Origin of the sequence: Rhizobium sp. C4, assembly GCF_021026315.1 — a bacterium.
Lineage (GTDB): Bacteria > Pseudomonadota > Alphaproteobacteria > Rhizobiales > Rhizobiaceae > Ensifer_A.
The window spans coordinates 31,879-51,957 of record NZ_JAJNCX010000011.1 but is presented as its reverse complement, the minus strand read 5'-3'; the positions used below and the strand labels follow the sequence as shown (position 1 = coordinate 51,957).

At 64.3% G+C, this 20,079-nt stretch carries 18 protein-coding genes; 6 read left to right on the top strand and 12 right to left on the bottom strand.

Going from position 1 to position 20,079, the window contains the following annotated elements:
• Positions 1-39: 39 nt before the first annotated feature.
• The 4 genes from LQK84_RS18040 to LQK84_RS18025 form a co-directional block, all read right to left on the bottom strand.
• Positions 40-1,044: a LacI family DNA-binding transcriptional regulator gene (locus LQK84_RS18040; RefSeq protein ID WP_230830126.1), complete on the bottom strand. Its 1,005-nt coding sequence runs from the start codon at positions 1,042-1,044 to the stop codon at positions 40-42.
• Positions 1,045-1,059: 15 nt separating this feature from the next.
• Positions 1,060-1,971, bottom strand: a complete 912-nt coding sequence (locus LQK84_RS18035; RefSeq protein WP_230830125.1) for a carbohydrate ABC transporter permease — start codon at positions 1,969-1,971, stop codon at positions 1,060-1,062.
• Positions 1,971-3,089, bottom strand: coding sequence for a carbohydrate ABC transporter permease (locus tag LQK84_RS18030; RefSeq protein WP_230830124.1), 1,119 nt, complete (start codon positions 3,087-3,089; stop codon positions 1,971-1,973). The genes LQK84_RS18035 and LQK84_RS18030 overlap by 1 nt, the downstream gene beginning before the upstream one ends.
• Positions 3,090-3,153: 64 nt before the next feature.
• Positions 3,154-4,797 carry an extracellular solute-binding protein gene (locus LQK84_RS18025; RefSeq protein ID WP_230830123.1) on the bottom strand — a complete coding sequence of 548 codons (1,644 nt, stop codon included), beginning with the start codon at positions 4,795-4,797 and terminating at the stop codon, positions 3,154-3,156.
• A 350-nt stretch (positions 4,798-5,147) separates the two neighbouring features.
• On the opposite strand from LQK84_RS18025, the gene LQK84_RS18020 reads away from it, so the two are divergent.
• Positions 5,148-6,212, top strand: coding sequence for an ABC transporter ATP-binding protein (locus tag LQK84_RS18020; protein ID WP_230830122.1), 1,065 nt, complete (start codon positions 5,148-5,150; stop codon positions 6,210-6,212).
• 42 nt (positions 6,213-6,254) lie between these two features.
• Here the strand turns inward: LQK84_RS18020 and LQK84_RS18015 are convergent, their stop codons facing one another.
• From LQK84_RS18015 to LQK84_RS18000, 4 genes are all read right to left on the bottom strand, one after another.
• Entirely contained in the window at positions 6,255-6,761 is a 507-nt protein-coding gene (locus tag LQK84_RS18015; protein WP_230830121.1) for a GNAT family N-acetyltransferase, read from the bottom strand.
• A 13-nt stretch (positions 6,762-6,774) separates the two neighbouring features.
• Positions 6,775-7,872 carry a M24 family metallopeptidase gene (locus tag LQK84_RS18010; protein WP_230830120.1) on the bottom strand — a complete coding sequence of 366 codons (1,098 nt, stop codon included), beginning with the start codon at positions 7,870-7,872 and terminating at the stop codon, positions 6,775-6,777.
• 88 nt (positions 7,873-7,960) lie between these two features.
• A complete protein-coding gene (locus tag LQK84_RS18005) occupies positions 7,961-9,553 on the bottom strand; it encodes an ABC transporter substrate-binding protein (RefSeq protein ID WP_230830119.1) in 1,593 nt (530 codons plus the stop codon).
• A gap of 47 nt (positions 9,554-9,600) precedes the next feature.
• Complete coding sequence (locus tag LQK84_RS18000; RefSeq protein ID WP_230830118.1) at positions 9,601-10,224, bottom strand: helix-turn-helix domain-containing protein; 624 nt, start codon at positions 10,222-10,224, stop codon at positions 9,601-9,603.
• A gap of 166 nt (positions 10,225-10,390) precedes the next feature.
• Here LQK84_RS18000 and LQK84_RS17995 point away from each other — a divergent pair, with 166 nt between their 5' ends.
• From LQK84_RS17995 to LQK84_RS17975, 5 genes are read left to right on the top strand one after another with little or no spacing between them, the layout of a single operon-like run.
• Entirely contained in the window at positions 10,391-11,410 is a 1,020-nt protein-coding gene (locus tag LQK84_RS17995; RefSeq protein ID WP_230830261.1) for an ABC transporter permease, read from the top strand.
• Positions 11,411-11,414: 4 nt separating this feature from the next.
• Positions 11,415-12,326, top strand: coding sequence for an ABC transporter permease (locus tag LQK84_RS17990; protein WP_230830117.1), 912 nt, complete (start codon positions 11,415-11,417; stop codon positions 12,324-12,326).
• Complete coding sequence (locus LQK84_RS17985) at positions 12,323-13,159, top strand: ABC transporter ATP-binding protein (RefSeq protein WP_230830116.1); 837 nt, start codon at positions 12,323-12,325, stop codon at positions 13,157-13,159. Before LQK84_RS17990 ends, LQK84_RS17985 begins: the two co-directional genes overlap by 4 nt.
• A complete protein-coding gene (locus LQK84_RS17980) occupies positions 13,156-13,896 on the top strand; it encodes an ABC transporter ATP-binding protein (protein ID WP_230830115.1) in 741 nt (246 codons plus the stop codon). Before LQK84_RS17985 ends, LQK84_RS17980 begins: the two co-directional genes overlap by 4 nt.
• Positions 13,897-13,914: 18 nt before the next feature.
• Positions 13,915-14,418: a GAF domain-containing protein gene (locus LQK84_RS17975; RefSeq protein ID WP_230830114.1), complete on the top strand. Its 504-nt coding sequence runs from the start codon at positions 13,915-13,917 to the stop codon at positions 14,416-14,418.
• 4 nt (positions 14,419-14,422) lie between these two features.
• Here LQK84_RS17975 and LQK84_RS17970 read toward each other — a convergent pair whose 3' ends face one another.
• From LQK84_RS17970 to LQK84_RS17955, 4 genes are all read right to left on the bottom strand, one after another.
• Positions 14,423-16,303 (bottom strand): AMP-binding protein, encoded by a 1,881-nt coding sequence (locus LQK84_RS17970; protein ID WP_230830112.1) that lies wholly within the window; start codon positions 16,301-16,303, stop codon positions 14,423-14,425.
• A 74-nt stretch (positions 16,304-16,377) separates the two neighbouring features.
• Positions 16,378-17,265 (bottom strand): 3-keto-5-aminohexanoate cleavage protein, encoded by an 888-nt coding sequence (locus LQK84_RS17965; protein WP_230830111.1) that lies wholly within the window; start codon positions 17,263-17,265, stop codon positions 16,378-16,380.
• A gap of 19 nt (positions 17,266-17,284) precedes the next feature.
• Complete coding sequence (locus LQK84_RS17960) at positions 17,285-18,085, bottom strand: TIGR03084 family metal-binding protein (protein WP_230830110.1); 801 nt, start codon at positions 18,083-18,085, stop codon at positions 17,285-17,287.
• Complete coding sequence (locus tag LQK84_RS17955; protein WP_230830109.1) at positions 18,082-20,076, bottom strand: acetyl/propionyl/methylcrotonyl-CoA carboxylase subunit alpha; 1,995 nt, start codon at positions 20,074-20,076, stop codon at positions 18,082-18,084. The genes LQK84_RS17960 and LQK84_RS17955 overlap by 4 nt, the downstream gene beginning before the upstream one ends.
• Positions 20,077-20,079 lie beyond the last annotated feature (3 nt).

Genomic DNA, 20,079 nt, shown 5'->3' with positions numbered 1-20,079 from the left:
TGTTTCCTCCTGTTGGCGGCTCTTGCGGCCTTTGATGTTTCAATGCGCGGTCCGGTCTGCGGCAGGCGGCCCGGTCGAGCCGCGAACGACGAGCGAGGCGCTCATGGCCTCGTCTTCCGGTTCGTCAACCTTCTCCAGCAGCAGTTCGACCGCGCGGCGCGCCAGCTGGTCGGTCGGCTGGCGCACGGTCGTCAGGCGCGGCACGACGAGATTGGCAAGGTGGATGTCGTCGAAGCCGGCGATGGACAATTCGCCCGGCACGTCGAGACCCAGGTCGCGCGCGGCGCGCAGAGCGCCGATGGCCTGCTGGTCGCTGGCCGCTGCAATCGCCGTGGGGCGCTTGTCGCGCGGCTGCGACAACAGCCGGCGGGCAATGACCTCGCCGGATTCGTAGTCGAACCGGCCGGAGAAGATCTCGACGTCAATTGCTTCGTCGAGCGCATGGATGCGATTGACGAAGCCCTCGCGGCGGGCGCGGCCGGCCTCGGTATCGGCGGAGCCGGCGATATAGGCGATGCGCCGGTGGCCGAGTTCGTAGAGATGGTCGGCGACAAGCGCTGCCGCCTCGGCATGGTTGATCGAGATCAGCGGGAAATCGGCAAAGCGGCGGTCGAGCGAGACGATCGGCACCTTGGTTCTGACCCGCGACGCATGGCTGACATTGGCCGCGACCACGATGATGCCGCGCACCGAACGGTCGAGAAAGGCCGCGATATGGTTCTGCTCGGCCTCGTGGTCGTTATGCGAGCTGGCCAGCATCAGCGAATGGCGATGTTCGAGCGCGGCCCGCTCGGCGCTTGCCGCCATCTGCGCGAAGAACGGGTTGGTGATGTCCGGCACGATCAGGCCGATCACATCCGTCTTCGAGGTGCGCAGCGCCCGCGCCATCACATTCGGCCGGTAGCCGAGCGCATTGATCGCGTCATTCACCTTGTCGCGCAGCGCCGTCTTCACGGCAACCTCGCCGGCCAGCACCCGCGACACCGTCCCCACAGACACGCCCGCCCGCAGGGCGACATCCTTGACTGTGGGTATCTTGTCCATGTGCACTCACTGCCGCTATTTCACCGCGCCGGCGGTCATGCCTGCGATGATGTGTTTTTCGAGCAGGACGCCGACGAATACAAGAGGCAGGATGCCGGCTGTGGACAGAGCAGCCATCGACCACCAGTTGATCCCCTGACTGCCGGTCTGGCTGGCGATCATCACGGGCAACGTGTTGGTATTGGTCGAGGTCAGCAGCGCCGCGAAGAAATATTCGTTCCAGCAGAGAATGAGCGCCAGAATGAAGGCGGCAACCATGCCGGGCAGGACCAGCGGCACGATGATGCGGCTGAACGCACCCCAGATGGAGAGGCCATCGACCAGCGCCGCCTCTTCCAGTTCCACCGGAACCGTCGCGAACTGATCGCGCATGATCCAGACGACGATCGGCAGCACCATCAGCGTATAGACCGCGATCAGGCCGCTATAGGTGTCAAGCAGCGCCAGCTGCTTGTAGAGCACTAGGAACGGCAGGGCGAGCACGACCGGGGGCATGATGAGCTGTGACAGGAAGAAGAAGGAAATGTCGGAATTGCGCATATGGCCGAACTTGTAGGAGAAGCGGCTGAGCCCGTAAGCCGCAAGCGACCCTAAGAAGACGGCGAGCGCCGAAGCAGTCACGGAAATGATGGCGCTGTTGAACAGGCGATGCATGAACTCGTCGCGCACGGTCGAGGTCTGGAACAGCGCTTCCGGCGAGAGGCCGAGCGAGCGCCAGCCGAGCCAGCTTGGCGCGAATTCGAGCCAGGGGATCATGTTGCCCTTCATCACATCCGGGGCCGTCTTGAACGAGGTCGACACCGTCCAGAACAGCGGGAAGATGCTGACCACAGCCCAGGTGATCAGAAGCCCGTACACGACGAAGCGCATGGCCCACCAGCGGGCGCGCTGACGGCGGGCGAATTTGTCGAAATCGATGGCTGCCATCAGAGTCTCCCCGTCATGCGCTTGACGATGCGGTCGGCAAGGTTCATCAGCCCGGTCATGCCAACGACGATGATCACCAGATAAACGAGCGCCAGAAGCGTGCCATAACCGACATTCGAGCGGTCGCGATATTCGCGGTAGATGAAGCTGGTGACGGAATCCGTCGCCCCGCCCGGCCCACCGGCCGTCACCGTGATGATGATGTCGGCGAGCTTCAGCTTGAAGATAATGCGGATCATGACGGCCGTCACCGAAACGGGCAGCATCAGCGGGAAGATGACCTCCCAGAAACGCTGCCATTTGGTGGCGCCATCCACTTCCGCCGCTTCCAGCACTTCGCGCGACAGCGACTGCAGGCCGGCGAGCAGCATGATCATCATGAAGGGAATGAAGGTCCAGGCATCCATCAGCATGATCGTGATCTTGGCAGTCAGCGGATCACCGAAGAAGGACGGATTTTCCCAGCCGAGCCAGCGGGCAAGCCGCGCGACCGGGCCGAAGCGCGTTTCCAGCATCGACTTGCCGACCATCCAGCTCACCGCCACCGGCGAGAGCATCAGCGGCAGGAGGAAGGTGACGCGCCAGAACTTGCGGGCGACGATCTCCTGGTTCAGGAGCAGGGCGAGACCGAAGGCGATGGCATATTCGACCACGATCGCCAGCGTGTAGAACACCATGTTGATGAGGGCATTGAGATAGAACGGATCGGTCAGCATGTGGCGCAGATTGTCGATCCCGTTGAACTGCCGGCCCGTCGGCGAGGCAAGGTTCCAGTCCGAAAATCCGACCCAGAGCGCGAAGAGAAGCGGAAACACCACCATGGACACGACGAACAAAGCCGCCGGCAGAACGAAGAGCGCCTTCTTGCCCGACTCGCCGTAGATCACCACGCGCGTGACGCAAAGAAACACCGCCCAGATGAAATAGGCATAGAGAACAGGCCGCCAGGTCTGGAAACCGATCTCGGTCCAGCCGAGATCATGCGAGGCCTGCAGCACGAAGGAGGCCACAAGCCAGGCCGCGCTGAGCCACAGGGCCGCATGGCCCCAGAAACGCCGGCCTGCCGAAATGGAGCCGGTCTCGACCGTGTGCAACAGGTCGCCTTGAAGTGTCGACATGGAAGTCCCCGCCATGGCATGGAAAGACCGGCGGAGCCTAAAGCCCCGCCGGCGCACTCAGGTGTCAGGAAAGCCCGAGGCTTGCCCGATACAGTTTCAGCTGGCTGTCGCGGCCGATCTGGTCGGTGATCTTCTCCCAGGCTGCGGCAATGGCATCTGCCGTTTCCTGCGCCGACTTGTACTTGCCGGCATAGCCCTTCGCGAGTTCGTCTTCGGCGACGGAGTAGTACTGGAAGATGCCGGGGATGCGCGGTTCGATGGCCGCGTTCTTGTGGTTATAGCTGTCCGCGTTCGAGCCGAGATAGTTCTCGACATAGGCGCGGTCATAGCCCGCCTTCTGCCATTCGTCATAGTTGAAGTTCGACTGACGATAGGGCTGGAAGCCGGACGGATAGGCCGAGGTCCACAGCGAGATGTCCTTGCCGCCGAGATGGGCGGCAGCCGACCATGCGGCCTTGCGCTTCTTCTCGTCGCTGCTGACGCGCTTGGTGACATAGACGCCCCAGCCGAGATAGGCCATGTTCGGTGCTTCGTTGTACTTTTCTTCCCACTTGCCGGTCTTGCGGTTGTAGACCTTGCTGCTGCCGGGGTTGATGCCGAAGGCGACGACATCGCCGACCACCGACGTATCGGAGGTGCGGGCGCTGGAGCCGACGTCGCCCCACCAGGTCAGCATCGAGCCGGTGCCGGCGAGGAACTGCGAGAAGGCCGTCGTGCCCGGATCGGCGTTGATCTGGTCGGCCGGATAGGCCTTGGCCGCGATCAGATCCATGACGTCCTGGATTGCCTGAACCCAGCCCGGGTTGTTGACGAGCGGCTTCATGTTGTCCGGATCGAAGAGCCATGCCGGATCGCCCGGATATTTCACATAGGCCGTCGCGCGGTTTTCCAGGAAGTAGAAGCCGAAGCCGCCCCAGCCCTTCAGCGGGTCGAGATAGCCATAGGCCGGCTGGCCGGTGAGCGGATCCTTCTTGCCCATGACGGCCTTGGTGGCCGCATTGACTTCCTGCCAGGTCTTCGGCGGCTTTGCCATGCCGGTCACGGAACCCTCGCCGAAATAGTCCTTGCGGTAGGCGAAGGTGTGGCAGTCGCCGTCGATGGTGACGCGATACTTCTTGCCGCCCCAGGTGCCGACCGGCGGCTTGAGATAGGCCACGAGATCGTCGGACTCGATCTGCTTGTCCACCCAGGCCGGCATTTCATCAAGCAGGCCGCGGCCTGCCGTGTCGCCTTCGAACGGCGCGCCCATTTCCAGGATGTCGAAGTCCACCGTGCCGGTCGCGATCGACTGCTGCAGACGGGCGTTATAGTCGGCCTGCGCCAGGTCGATCCAGTTGATCTTGGCGCCGGTATAGGCTTCCCAAGGCTTCAGGAAGCCGCGGAACAGGAAGTTGTGAAGGTTCTGGTTGTTGAGCCCCATGAAGGTCAGCTCGACGCCGGCGAATTCGCCCTTCTTGACATTGGCCATGGTCGGGCCGAGGCAGAGCTCGCCCACCTTCTGCCAGTCGGCATCCGTCGGCGAACCCTTGCCGACGCCGGGGATCTTCAGAATCTGGGCCCGGACGTCATCGGCGGCAAATGCAGCCGTCGGCAAACCGCCAAGGGCGGTTGATACGCCCATGAGCGCGGCAGCGCTCGCCGTCCCGCGCAAGATGTCGCGGCGGCTCGCCTGACGGCGCATCAATGCATCGTAAATCTCGACTTTCATGTGGTCTCCTCCCACGTTTCCCGAATAACTCTCCGGCGGGTTCAGGCAAAATCCGTTGCAGATTTTTGCTCTGGCCTCGGCCGGAACTATCTGTTAAGCAAGAAAATGAAACGTTTCATCGCTTGCATGAAACCGCTCCTCTCGGTCTCGGCGACGAGAATTAGACAGGATCGGCGAAATGTCAACCAATAATGAAACGTTTCATGGAGGAGGTTTTCACGAGGTTTCAGGACACGTATCGGTGCATTTTCAGCCCGTTCCGTGCGCGGAAATCCGTGGATAAAATTGAAGGAGTGCCACGGCGCCGGTCTTCGGAAAGAGGGCATCCGCGTCAGGCAGATGGGAGAGAGATGGCTGAGGTCAAGATTACCGGAGCGCAGAAAGCCTATGGTGCGCTGAAGGTCCTTCACGGCATTGATATCGACATCGAAGACGGCGAATTTGTCGTTCTCGTCGGCCCGTCGGGCTGCGGCAAGTCAACCCTGCTGCGCATGGTGGCGGGCCTTGAAAGCATTACCGGAGGCACGATTTCGATCGGCAGCCGCGTCGTCAACAACCTGCCGCCCAAGGATCGCGACATCGCCATGGTGTTCCAGAGCTACGCGCTCTATCCGCACAAGACGGTGGCCGAAAACATGGTCTTCGCGCTGCGCCTGCAGAAGCTTCCCGCAGACGTGATCAAGCAGCGCCTCCAGGCGGCTGCCGAAACGCTCGACCTCGTCCCCTATCTCGATCGCTATCCGCGCCAGCTCTCCGGCGGCCAGCGCCAGCGCGTCGCCATGGGCCGGGCGATTGTCCGCTCGCCGCAGGTCTTCCTCTTCGACGAGCCGCTGTCGAACCTCGACGCCAAGCTGCGCGTGCAGATGCGAAAGGAAATCAAGGAGCTGCACCAGCGGCTGGGCACCACGACCATCTACGTGACCCACGATCAGGTGGAAGCCATGACCATGGCCGACAAGATCGTCGTCATGCAGGGCGGCCATGTCGAGCAGATCGGCACGCCGCTCGACCTCTACGACTGGCCGAACAACACCTTCGTCGCCACCTTCATCGGCTCGCCGTCGATGAACCTGATGAAAGGCAAGTACAAGGCTGACGGCCAGATCTTCGTGTCGGAGACCGGCGACGAGATCGCGCTCGGCTTCACGCCGGCGGCCACGGACGGACAGGCAGTGCTTCTCGGCGCGCGGCCGGAACATCTGGAACTCGGCGGCACCGGCCTCAAGGCCACCGTCAACGTGACGGAACCGACCGGCCACGAAACCATGGTTTTCCTCCGCTACGGCAACAGCGAACTGGTCGCCGTCTTCGCCGAGCGCCACGATTTCAAGCCGGGCGACGAGGTCACGATCGCGCCCCGCGCCGGCAAGCTGCATCTCTTCGATGCGCAATCGGGCAAGACCCTGCGGCAATAGCCTCTCCTGCGCGCCGGCCTTCCCGGCTGGCGCGCAGGCCGATCAGGCGGCTGCCGGGAGGCGCAGCCGCGCCATCTGGGTCGTGTTGCCGTAGCGACCGTTGCGGAACAGATCCATCTTCAGCTCACCCTCCACCTCGAAGCCGAAGCTGCGGTAGAGCGCAATCGCGCGGCTGTTTTCCGACGCGACGGAGAGTTCGATGCGGACGAGATTGAGCCAGTTGTCGGACAGATGGATCATCTCCGCCATCAGCGCCCTGCCGACGCCCTTTCCGTGAAACTCCGGATGGACGCAGATGCCGAAGCTGCCGACATGCTTGCGGCGCGGCGCACGGTTGAGCAGCATGCCGAGATGGCCGACCACGCGGCCGTCGATCTCGGCCACCAGTTCCATGCCCTCGGGATCGCGGCTGCGGTAGAAGTCCCGCCAGAACTGGACGTCACGATGCGGAAGCTGCGTCGTGTAGGCAACAACCTCCTCGAACGCATAGATGGCGGCGACATCGTCGCCGTCTTCTGCCTTGGGTCTGCGGATCACGATGCCGGACATGGGCGGACGCTCCTCAGCCTTCGACTCGAACGGGCTGGCGCGACAGTTCGGAGAACACTTCCGCGCCGTTCTTGCCCAGGATGACGATCTCTTCCAGCCGCACGCCGAAACGGTCGGTCAGATAGATGCCGGGCTCGATGGAGAAGACGTTACCGGCCTGCAGCACGACATCCGAGGTCGACGTGATATAGGGCCGCTCGTGAACGTCGATGCCGAGACCGTGGCCGGTCCGGTGCAGGAAGCGGTCGCCATAGCCGGCAGCCGCGATCGTCTCGCGGGCGGCGCGGTCAACCTCGGAGGCCTTGACGCCGGGGCGCGCTGCCGCAATGGCAGCCTGCACGGCGCGCTCGACGACGGAAACGACCTCTTCGAAGCCTTCCGGCGGCGTGCCGCAATAGCCGACACGGGTCATGTCGCTCGGATAGCCGTCCTTGCGGCCGCCGATATCCAGCAGAATGGCATCGCCCGCCTTCAGCCGGCGCTCGCCGGAATGGTGGTGCGGAAACGCGCCGTTCTCGCCGAAGCAGACGATGATGAATTCGGCCGCAGCACCCTGCGCCTTGAACTTCTGCCGGATGATTTCGGCGGCTTCCAGCTCGCTCATGCCGGGTTTCAGCGCCGCAAAGGCCGCGCGCATCGTCTCGTCGTCGATCAGCGCATTCATCTTCAGAAGCTTGTATTCGCTCTCGTCCTTGGCGGCGCGTAGCGCTCCGACCGTGTCGGCCAGAAACTCGCGTTTCGCACCCGGAAAGGCATCGACGATCATCATGGCGAAGTCGGCGCGCATGGTTTCATCGAGCGCGATGGTGGGCGTCGTCATGTCGGAAATGCCGGTCTCTTCCAGCACGCGGGCGAAGGCGTTGGCCGGGCCTTCGGCATCCGACCAGGTGACGAAGGGAAGGTTCGTGTGCTGGCGCGCGCTATCGGCATTCAGCGCCGGCATCAGGAAGGCGGCGGATTTCGGTCCGACGACCAGCATCACGGGACGCTCGTCCCCATGCGGGTCGAAGCCGGCCAGCCATTTCATGTTGGAGGTCGGGCCAACGAAGACGCCGTCGGTTCCGGTTTCGGCCATCCGCACGGTCAGCCGTTTCATGCGCGCCTCGAACATCGGCATCGCTCCTGTCATTCAATAGGGGGAAAAAGGAAATGAAAAGGCCGCCGGGCGAATGCCGGCGGCCTCTCCGGATCAGAGATCGTCAGTCCTTCTTGACCAGACGGTAGAAGACGTAGTCCGGCAGCGCGCCGTTGACATAGCCCGAGACGTTCTTGGCGATGGCAACCTGCTTGGCGGCCTGGAACATCAGGATGATCGGCGAGCTTGCCTGCACCTTCTTCTGCAGCTCGACATACATGGCGTCGCGCTTCTTCGGGTCGGCTTCGGCGCGGGCCGCCAGCGTTGCCTTGTTCAGCTCGTCCGGAACCGCCCAGGCATTGCGCCAGGTCGTGGTCGACTGGTAGTGGCCGTCGCTGTTGTCGGCATTGTAGGCGAAGGCGGACGCGTTGGAATCCGGGTCCATGAAGTCCGGGCCCCAATAGAGCAGCATGGCTTCATGCGTGCGGGCGCGATACTTGGTGATGACCTGCGAGCCCGTGCCGGGGACGATCTTGAAGTCGATGCCGCCCTTGGCAAAGCTTGCCTGCAGCGCCTGCGCCATGTCGGTGAAGGGCGAGGAGTTGATGACGTCTAGCGTCGCGGTGATCGGCGTCTTGATGCCGGCGTCGGCCAGGATCTTCTTCGCCTTGTCGGGATCATAGGTGTAGGGCGTGTCGTTCAGCGCGCCCGGGAAGCCCTTCGGCCAGAAGGCCTGGTGGGTTTCCATCTGGCCCTTGAGGATCGTGTCCGTCATGCCCTTGTAGTCGACGAGGTAGCGCGCGGCTTCCCAGACGGCCGGGTTGGTCAGGTCCTTGTCCTTCTGGTTCAGGCTGAGGAAGTGGACGGCGGCCTGCGGATAGCTCTCGATCTTGAACGAGCCGCTGGTCTGCACGGCTGCGATCTGGTCCGGCGTCAGGTTCTTGGCGATATCGACGTCGCCCGACTTCAGCATCAGCTGCTGCGTGGCCGATTCCGCGACGTGGCGGATGGCAACCGACTTCACGGCCGGCGCACCGCCGAAATAGGACGGGTTGGCGGCGAGGTTGAGGAGCTGGCCGGGCTTGAACGCCTTGAGCACGAACGGGCCGGTGCCGGCGGAATTCGCCTTCAGCCAAGCATTGCCGAGATCGCCGCCCTTGTCGTTGGCTTCCACCGTCTTGCCATCGACGACCGAGGCCGGACGCGAAGCGAGAACGTTGAGCACGAAGGCAGAGGAGAAGTCACCGGTATACTTGACGGTGACGGTCTTGCCGTCGGCCTTGACCATGCTGTCGAAATTGTCGGCGGTCCAGCCGAGCTGGGTCAGAAGGAAGGCGGGCGCCTTGTTGAGCTTGATGACGCGCTTCCAGGAATAGACGACGTCTTCGGCCCGCAGCGGGTTGCCGGACGAGAACTTGACGCGGTCGCGCAGCGTGAAGGTGATCGTCTTGGCCGCATCGTCGGCCTTCCAGCTGGTCGAAAGGCCGGGCGAAAGCTTCTCGAGGTCGGTGGCGTCATACTGCACCAGACGGTCATAGGTCTGGGTGACATATTCGCCGGACGAGAATTCATACGCTTCAGCCGGGTCGATGCTGACGATGTCGTCGATGTTTTCGGCAACGACGAGCGTGTCCTTCGGGGTCGCGGCATAGGCCTGCAGCGCCGTCAGCGGCATCAGGGCCGTGGCGGCGAAAAGGGCTGCTTGGAAATGTTTCATGGTTTCGTTCTCCTCTGTCTCAGGGCGTTCTTGTTGTCAGATCGGGGTCAGTCGGACTTCTGGCCGCCGGATTTCGGCGGATTGGTGCGGTAGACGGGAACCGTGCCGGTCCAGAGCACGCGCACGGTTTCCTTCGTGTCGTTCCACCAGGCATGCGGGCGGTTGCCGCGAAAATGCAGGCTGTCGCCCGGCCGCATGATGTATTCGGCGCCGTCGAGCATCTGGGTGAGCTTGCCTTCCAGCACGAAGAGAAGCTCCTCTCCCTCGTGGCTGACGGTTTCGGAATGGAAGCCCGGCGGAATGTTCAGCACGAAGGAGGAGAGCTGGTTGCCGGCAAAGTCGGCCGCCACGCGCTCGTAGACCACTTCGGAACCGGGCACCGAAAAGGTCTCCCGCTCGCCATGCCGTGTCAGCGCATCTTCGGAACCGGGCGAGGCGATGAAATAGTCGACGCCGACATTGAGGCTGTGGGCGATCTGCGCCAGCGTGCCGAGCGAGGGCGTGGCGAGGTCGCGTTCCACCTGGCTGAGATAACCGGGCGTGATGCCCGCCGCCTCGCAGATGTCGCGGAGCGTCAATTGCAATTGCCGCCGCCGGGCGCGGATCAGCGCGCCGACCTTCGGCTTCTGTGGTTCTTGTGTCGTCAAAGCGAGCGGTGAAGCAGTCATCATCCGGAACCAGTAAAATTTGTTTGATGAAAGCAAAATTATTTGTATGTTCCAAGCAGAATTTTACTGGAACTAAAAAAATTTTTAGCCGAGGAGGCTGAGCGTGGCGACTGACACCCCCTTCCCTGATGCGAGCCCGCGTGCCGCGCCGAAGCGTGGTTCCGGAGGCGTGCGCAGCCGGAAAGCGGCGCTGCGGCTCGGCGGGATCGTGCTTTCGCTCGTCATCACCCTGCTTGGCCTCATCGCCATCACCTTCTTCATCGGCCGCGTCGTGCCGATCGATCCGGCGCTCGCCGTGGTCGGCGACCGGGCGCCGAAGGCCGTCTATGACGCCGCCCGCGTGCAGCTCGGCCTCGACAAGCCGCTGATCGTGCAGTTCGTGAATTACGTGAAGGCGGTTGCCACCGGCGATCTGGGCATGTCGGTCTCGACCGGGCGGCCGGTGCTGCAGGACCTGAAGGAAGTCTTCCCGGCGACGCTGGAAATGGCGACGCTCGGCATCCTGATCGGCATTGCGCTTGGCGTCCCCATGGGCGTTCATGCCGCAGCCCGTCAGGGCAGCCTGACCGACCAGGTGATCCGCGTCGTCGGTCTTGCCGGCTATGCGATCCCGGCCTTCTGGCTCGGACTTGTCGGGCTCGCCGTCTTCTATGCCCGCCTGCAATGGGTGGATGGACCGGGCCGCGTCGACATCGCCTATGATGGCCTCGTGACGCCCGTCACCGGCCTGATGCTGGTCGACAGCCTTCTCGCCGGCGAAACGGACATCTTCTTCAATGCCATCGGCCATCTCATCCTGCCGGCCAGCATTCTCGGCTTTTTCAGCCTCGCCTATATCGCCCGCATGACGCGCTCCTTCATGCTCGACCAGCTCGCCCAGGAATATATCACCACCGCCCGCGTCAAGGGTCTGCCGGAGCGCATCGTCATCTGGCGCCACGCCTTCCGACCGATCCTCGTGCCGCTGATCACCGTCTGCGCGCTCTCCTATGCCGCCCTTCTCGAAGGCTCGGTGATGATCGAGACGATCTTCTCCTGGCCCGGCATCGGCAATTACCTGACCGTGGCGCTGCTCAATGCCGACATGGCCGCCGTGCTCGGCGCGACGCTCCTGATCGGCATGGTCTTCATTTTCATCAACAAGCTGAGCGACGCGCTTTATAACGTCCTCGACCCGCGCGCGAGGTAATCCGATGGCCTTTACCGATATGCGCTCCTGGCTTCTCGACGAAAGCCCCGCCTCGCGCCGGCAGGCCCGCTGGGGCCGCATCTTCCGCATTTCGCTTGCCTTTCGCGGCAATGCGCTGGCCATGGTCGGCCTTGTCATCGTGCTGGCGCTGATCGCCATGGCGGCCTTTGCGCCGTGGATTGCCACCCATGACCCGATCGCCCAGGACACCTATGCGCGCCTTCGCCCGCCGAGCGCTGCAAACTGGATGGGCACGGACGAGCTTGGCCGCGACATCTGGTCCCGCGTTGTCTTCGGCGCGCGCATCACGCTCGCCATCGTCATTCTGGTCGCCGTCCTTGCCGCCCCCGCCGGCCTGCTGATCGGTGCGGCCGCCGGCTATCTCGGCGGCTGGGTGGATCGCGTCCTCATGGGCATCACCGACATCTTCCTGTCGATGCCGAAGCTGATCCTCGCGCTCGCGCTGGTCGCCGCCCTTGGCCCCGGCATCGAGAATGCCATTCTCGCCATCGCCATCACCTCCTGGCCGAGCTATGCCCGTATCGCACGCGCCGAAACGCTGACCTTCAAGAATGCCGATTTCATCGCCGCGAGCCGCCTGCAGGGCGCCTCGAGCCTCCGCATCGTCGTCGGCCATATCCTGCCGCTCTGCACCTCCTCGATGATCGTCCGCGTCACGCTCGACATGGCTGGCATCATCCTCACCGCCGCCGGTCTCGGCTTCATCGGCCTTGGCGCGCAGCCGCCGCTGCCCGAATGGGGCGCGATGATCGCGCGCGGCCGCACCTTCATTCTCGATCAGTGGTGGGTTGCCACCATGCCGGGCTTCGCCATCATCGTTGTCAGCCTCGGCTTCTGCTTCCTCGGCGACGGCTTGCGCGACGTTCTCGACCCCAAGAGCGGAGAAAAGCATTGAGCGCCCCCCTTCTTGTCGTCGAAAACCTGAAAGTCACCTTCCCGAGCCCGTCCGGCCCGGTGGATGTGGTCAAGGGCATTTCCTTTGAACTCGGCCGCGAGCGGCTGGGCATTGTCGGCGAAAGCGGCTCGGGCAAGTCGATGACCGGCCGCTCAATCCTCGGCCTCGTGCGCACCCCCGGCAAGGTCAGCGCCACGCGGCTGGAATTCGATGGCATCGATCTTCTCAAGCAGGGCGACAGGGCGATGCGCAAAATCCGCGGCGCCCGCATTTCCATGGTCATGCAGGACCCGAAATTCTCGCTGAACCCTGTCATGACGGTCGGCGAGCAGATCGCCGAAGCGCTCGTTGCCCACAAGCGCCTGCCCCGCCGCGAGATCGCCGCCCGCGTCCGCGCCATGCTGGAAGCCGTGCGCATCAACGACCCCGACCGCGTCGCCGGCCTTTACCCGCACGAGATTTCCGGCGGCATGGGCCAGCGCGTGATGATCGCGATGATGCTGATACCCGAGCCCGATATCCTGATCGCCGACGAGCCGACCTCGGCGCTCGACGTCTCGGTGCAGGCGCAGGTGCTCGACATCATCGATGATCTTGTCCGCAACAAGGGCATGGGCCTCATCCTGATCAGCCACGACCTCAACCTCGTCGCCCATTATTGCGACCGCGTTCTGGTGATGAATTCCGGCCGCGTGGTCGAGGATTGCGCCGCATCCGAGCTGAAGAACGCGCAGCACCCTTACACGCGCGGCCTTCTCGCCGCCCAGCCACGGCTGGATGAGACCCGCGACGAACTCCCGGTCATCGACCGCACGACCTGGAGCGCCGCATGACCGCAATCCATATCGAAAACCTCGACGTCTCCTATGGCGAGACCCAGATCACCCATGGCGTGACCATCGATGTCGAAGAAGGCGGCAGCTTCGCGCTGGTCGGCGAAAGCGGCTCGGGCAAGTCGACCGTACTGAAGGCGATTGCCGGCCTGGCACCCGAATGGCGCGGCACGATCGAGATCTTCGGCAAGCCGCGCAGCCACGGCATCGACGCCGATTTCGCCCGCACCTGCCAGATGGTGTTCCAGGACCCCTACGGTTCGCTGCATCCCCGCAAGACGGTGGACGCGACGCTGATGGAGCCGCTGAACATTCAGGGCCTCTCCGACCACAACGAGCGCATCGTCGCCATCCTCAAGGATGTCGGCCTCGATAACCGTTTCCGCTTCCGCTATCCGCATCAGCTGTCCGGCGGCCAGCGGCAGCGCGTGGCGATTGCCCGCGCGCTGATCGTCGAGCCGAAGCTGCTGCTGCTGGATGAACCGACCTCGGCGCTCGACGTCTCGGTGCAGGCGGAAATCCTCAACCTTCTGAAGCGACTGCGGCGCGAGCGCGGACTGACCTATCTGATGGTCACGCATAACCTGCCGATCGTTTCCTTCCTTTGCGACCGTCTTGCCGTCATGCGCGGCGGGCGGATCGTGGAAACCGCCGATGCCGAAAACCTGAAACAGGGGCATCTGCAGAACGAATACAGCCGGGAGCTCCTGCGGCTCTCTGCCCCTCCAGCCGTCTGACAATTCGGGAGAACCCCCATGGACAACAACACCACCGCCGCGCTTGCGGCCTTCGATCGCGCCATTGCCAACGACACGACGGGCGATGCGCCCTGGATCGCGCTGCAGACGCTGGTGCGCGACGTGATCGGCGCCAAGCTCTTCACCGTCATGCTCTCCGACATGAAGGCCGGCCTTGCGCGCCGCGCCTACACGTCCGATCCGGCGAACTACCCCGCCTCCGGCACAAAGCCGACGCATCGCAACGAATGGTTCGACATCGTGCACGGCGAACGCCGCGCCTTCGTCGCCAACACGATCGAGGACATCGCCAAGGTCTTCCCCGACTACGAACTGATCAAGTCGCTCGGCTGCGAATCCGTCATCAACCTGCCGGTCTATATCGGCGGCGAGATGCTGGGGACCGTCAACTGCCTCGACGTCGCCCACCACTACACGCCCGAGCGTGTCGAGCGTGCGACGAGCCTCCTCAACATCCCGTCCAAGCTCGCCTTCATGGTTGCAGGCAAGCAGGGGCTCTGAGCCGTCAGGCGGGACTGTCGATCTCGCTTGCAAAATGATAGGCCGCCAGCCGCTGCTTGAGCGCTTCAAGCGTCGCGGCCGGCGTGCCCGCCGGTGGCCGGATGGTCAGAAGCAGCCCATGGCGCTTGTCGTGGTGGGCCGTCACCGTCACGGCGGTGCCGAGCATGTCGCCCGCCCATGACCGCACCTCCGCGACAGCAGCCGCCTCCCGCAAGGCCGGCTTGAAGATCTTGCCGACAGCCGTGAGCGGCATGGCGGGGATGATCCGGACTGCAACCGGCACGGCCGCGCGCTCGGCGATCCGCTCGGCGCAGAAGGCCCGCAGCGCCTCGGCATCCGCTTCCTGCCCGGCACGCAGCTGGACGAAGGCGACCGGCAGTTCGCCGGCATAGGCATCCGGCTGGCCGACGGCGGCGGCAAGCTCGACGGCCGGATGGCGATAAAGCGCCTCCTCGATCGCCAGCGGATCGATATTGTGGCCGCCGCGAATGATGATGTCCTTCGACCGGCCGGTGAGCCAGAGATAGCCCTCCGCATCCTTGCGCCCGAGATCGCCGGTATCGAACCAGCGGCCGCCCTTGCTCCAGCCGGGTCGCGTCTCGTTTGGCAGCGGGTCGTACCAGGCGCTTTCATTATGCGCCGGATCGAGATAGCCGCCGAAGACCTGCTCGCCACGGACGAGAACATGACCGACTTCCTCCGGTGCGCAGACATGTGCGATCGCCCCGGCCTCGACCTTCGCCACCATGATTTCGGTAAACGGCAGCGGGAAGCCGACGGATCCGATGCGGCTATCACCCTTCGCCGGGTTCATGGCGCCGAAGCCATGCAGCTCCGTCATGCCCCAGCCCTCGACGATCCGCCGCCCCGTCCGCTGCTCCACCTGCCGGGCCGTTTCGACAGGCATGGCCGCGCCGGCGGCGTGACACAGGCGCAAGGACGAAATGTCGGCGGCTTCAAGCGGAACGTTCATCACCGCGCTCCAGCTCGTCGGAACCATGGCGACGATGGTCGGTCTGAAGCGCTCGACATGGCGCCAGAAATTGGCAATCACATCGCGATTGCGAAAACCGGCCGGTGTCATCAGGACGACTTCGGCGCCCTGCGTCAAAGGCATGAGCCCCGCCGCATAGCCACCGCCGACATGGAAGGGCGGCAGGCCGTTGAACATCACCTCGTCTTCGCCTTCGCACCATGCGGAGGAAAGCGCCCAGCAATGGCGCGTGATGCCGCCATGGGTGTGGACGGCGAGCTTCGGTGTGCTGGTCGTGCCGCCGGTGTGAAAGAGGGCTGCGGCCTCGTGCGGCGCGGGCGCATTCCAGAAAGCCGGTCGCTCCTGCGGCAGGCCCGAAAGCGCTTCGTCTATGCGCTTCACCGCGCCCTCTGCCGGTCCACCGATGCGGAAGACATGCAGCGGTGCATCGAACGCCGCCAGAACCGCGGGCAATTTGTCGATGATGCCGGGAAGGATGCTCGCGTCGGGCACGAGCAGAACCCTGGCTCCCGCAGCCTTGAGCAAGGCAGCAATATGCCCGGGCTCCTGCAGGAAATTGACCGGATTGGCCCGGCCAGCCAGATGCGCGCCGACCATGGCGGCAAAGGCATCCGGAACACCCGGCAGCAGCATGGCAACGGCATCCGCGCGCTCCACGCCGCATTGGCGGAAGAGATGCGCCATCGCGTGAATGCGTTTCAGCAGCCCGTCATAAGTGACTGTCTCCACCGCCGCATCGGCAGCACCGCTCAGGAGCGAGCGGATCGCCACTTTCTGCGGGCTGCGCTCGGCAATGCGGGCGATCTGCTCATAGACCGAGCCTCTGGCCCAGACCTCGTGCGCAGGCGTTTCCTCCAGCCTTTCGATATCGCTGAGCGATGCAATCGGCATGTCACGTCCTCCTCGTGAAAACCTCTCGTCTGATAATCTTGTCTCGCCGCGTGTCGCGGCGAAGGCCGCCAGCGCTACCCGGCGCGGCCTCCAAAGAGCATCGCGCGCGCCTCCTCCGGCGTGGCGATGTCCCGGCCCTCGCGGCGGGCCGTCGTGACAAGCGCTTCGATGAGATCGCCATTGCCCCGCGCCCGCGCCCCGTCGGGCAAATAGAATGTATCCTCAAGCCCGGTGCGCAGCATGCCGCCAAGGCGGGCGGCGGCGGCGTGGACCGGCCAGATCTCCTCGCGGCCGATCAGGGTCGCCTGCCAGCGCGCGCCCTCCTGCAGATAGTCCTTCAGGATCGGCAGCAGCCGGGCATCGACCGGCATGCCGGATGCCACGCCCATCACGAGATTGTATTGCGCGCGCTCCAACATGCCGTTGGCGATATACATGGCGACCGAGCGGACAATGCCGGTGTCGAAACACTCCATTTCCGGGAGCGTGCCCGTCTTGCCCATCACATCGAGGAAATCCTGCACCTTGGAGGGCGGATTGTCGAAGACCATGGGCGGCCAGGCCCATTCGCCGTTAGAGCGGATTTTCAGGTAGTTGAGCGTGCCGGCATTGCAGGCGGCGATTTCGGGCTTGAGCGCCCGCACGACATCGAGCGGCCCCTGATAATCCGGGCCGACGACGCCGGTCGTCGCATTGATGATGATGCCCGGACAGGCGGCGCGGATGGCGGCCACGATCTCGCCGGCCACTGCCGGCTCCCAGGAGGGCAGATGCCCCTTGCCCGGTTCCTGTCGGCGGAAATGGATATGGATGATCGCCGCGCCGGCATCATAGGCCTCGCGGGCGGAGGCCGCGCATTCGGCTGGTGTCACGGCGATGTTGTGCAGGCTCGGGTCGGTCAGGACGCCGTTCAGCGCGCAGGTGACGATCGCCTTTTCCGGGGTGTTCTCAGGTACTGTCATGGTGCGATCCAATCTTCTCTCAAACCTTCGCGGCACGATGGCGCGAGCCGGCAACGGGTGGTTTTTCCGGCGGGCCGGCAAAACATTGCGCGTGGTCCATCCAGGTCCGCGCCACAGCCCCTTCGATGACGAGCGCGGTATCGGCCACCGCACGCGTCTGCGTGACGACGGCGGCGAAATCGGTCGCCGGACCGGAAATCCGCCCGGCCTGCGCATCGCCAAAGGTCCAGACCTCGCCGGAGGGCGCCGTCAGCTTCAGTTCGGGCATGATTTCGGGAACCGGCAAGCGATTGACCTGATGCGACCAGCCGAACGTGTTGATGCCGAGCACGACAAGGTTGCGGATCCGGTCGCTCTCCGGACGTTCGGCACCCAGCACATCGAAGATTTCGAAGCCATGCGCCCAGGTCTCCATCTGCCTTGCGGTGATGGCCGAGCGCGCCGACATGCTGGGGCCAACCCAGGGGATGCGCTGTTTCGGGTCGATAGCGGCCCAGCGCGCGGCAATGTCTTCCGCCGTCTCTTTCCACAGCGTGAAAAGCGCACGGCCGCGTTCGGGGATCGTGGCGTTTTCATAAGCGCGCAACCCGCCCTTGGTGAGCGCCGCCATCAGCGGATCGAGCAGTGCCTTGAAGGCGGCCTCGTCGGAGGCCGCGAGATCGACGGCCTTGTTCCAGAAATGCAGGTGGACGAGGACATCGTTGATCGTCCAGCCCTTGAACTGCGTGGCTCGCGCGAAAGCCGCCTCGTCCTGCGGCTCGAGCAGGGCAGCCAGCGTGCGGCTTTCTTCCAGAAAATCTGCGGCTTCGGCAAGGCTCATGCGGCTTCCTCCTCGATGGCGACCATGAGCGCGCCGGCAGTGAGCTGCTGGCCCTTGGCGATGCGGACTTCGGTGACGGTGCCGCGCGTGGCGGCTTTCAGCGTGTGCTGCATCTTCATCGCCTCCAGCACGGCCAGCGGCGCGCCGGCCTCGACCGTCTGGCCAGGCTCGACCAGAACGGAGACGACGAGACCCGGCATGGGCGCAACGACCCGGCCCGAACCCGCCGCAGCGGCGGCATCCTCCCACGGGCGATGCGGTTCCAGCGAGAAGCGGCGCGGACCGATGGAGAGCAGCAGGGCGCCGTTGCCGGTCTCATGCCACAACACCGTCCGGCGCTTTCCTTCCGCCAGAAGCACGGCCTCGTGACCCTCCACGCGAGAGATCTCGATGGCGTGCTGCCACACGCCAGCCTCTGCCACCGTCCAGACCTTGCCGGCGCAGACACCGGTGAGCCGTCGGGGCTTGCCGGCGAGTTTGACATCGAGCCGCGTGGCCAGCGGTGCGGCAGACTGGAAGCCAATCAGGCTCTCATCCGGCAGCGTCGAGGCGACGAGCGCCTTGCGGCTTTCCAGATGCAGCTTCAGCGCGGCCCCCATGGCGAGGCTCAGACTGTCAATCTCGGTTTCCGTCACGCCATCGGGATAGTTCTCCCCGATAAAGGCCGTCGTGGCGCGACCTTCGGCAAAGTCGGGCCTTTCCAGAATGTCGATCAGGAATTCGGCATTGGTGGCAAGCCCCAGAACGGCCGTGTCCTGCAACGCGCCGATCAGCCTCCGCCTTGCGATGTCGCGCGTCGGGCCGTGCGCAATAACCTTGGCGAGCATCGGATCGTAGAAGGGCGACACGGTCTGGCCGGTGACGATACCGGCATCGATGCGCACTCCCGCGCCACTCGCCGGATGCCAGAGCGCGATATCGCCCGTCACCGGCAGGAAGCCCGCCGCCGGGTCTTCGGCATAGAGCCGGACTTCGATGGCGTGGCCGTCGAGCCGGACATCGTCCTGCGTCAGCGGCAGCGGATCGCCTTGCGCAACCGCGATCTGAAGAGCGACGAGATCGAGGCCCGTCACCATTTCAGTCACCGGATGCTCGACCTGAAGCCGGGTGTTCATTTCAAGGAAATAGAACGCGCCTTGCGCATCGAGCAGGAATTCGACCGTGCCGGCCCCGCGATAATCCACCGCGCGCGCGGCTTCCACCGCCGCCGCACCCATGCGGGCGCGCAGCTCCGGCGAAACGACCGGCGAGGGCGATTCCTCCACCACCTTCTGGTGGCGGCGCTGGACAGAGCAGTCACGCTCACCGAAATGGAGAACATGGCCATGCGCATCGGCAAAGACCTGAATTTCGACATGGCGCGGCCGGCGTACGGCCTTTTCGAGAATGAGATCGCCGGAACCGAAGGCGCTCAGCGCCTCGGCGCGTGCCCGCGTCAGCGCGTCCGCAAGATCCGCAGGCTCCTCGACCAGCCGCATTCCGCGACCACCGCCACCGGCAGAGGCCTTGACCATGACCGGAAAGCCGATCTTGTCAGCCTCGGCGATGAAGGTCGCGTCATTCTGATCAAGTCCCTCATAGCCCGGAACGCAAGGGACGCCGGCGGCGATCATGGCGCGTTTCGCACCCGCCTTGTCGCCCATGACGCGGATTGCCTCGATCGGCGGGCCGATGAAAACGAGGCCGGCGTCGGCGACTGCCTGAGCAAAGGCGGCATTTTCGGAGAGGAAGCCATAGCCCGGATGGATGGCCTCGGCGCCACTTTCTTTTGCGGCGGCGATGATCTTTTCGGGCCGCAGATAGCTTTCGCCGACCGGGCCGGGGCCGATCAGCACGGCCTCGTCAGCCAGCGCCACATGCGGCGCGCCGCAATCGGCTTCCGAATAGACCGCGACCGTGCGCAAGCCCAACGCGCGGGCGGTGCGGATGACGCGGCAGGCGATTTCGCCGCGATTGGCGATGAGGATGGAGGAAAAGCGAGTGTTTGTCATGGT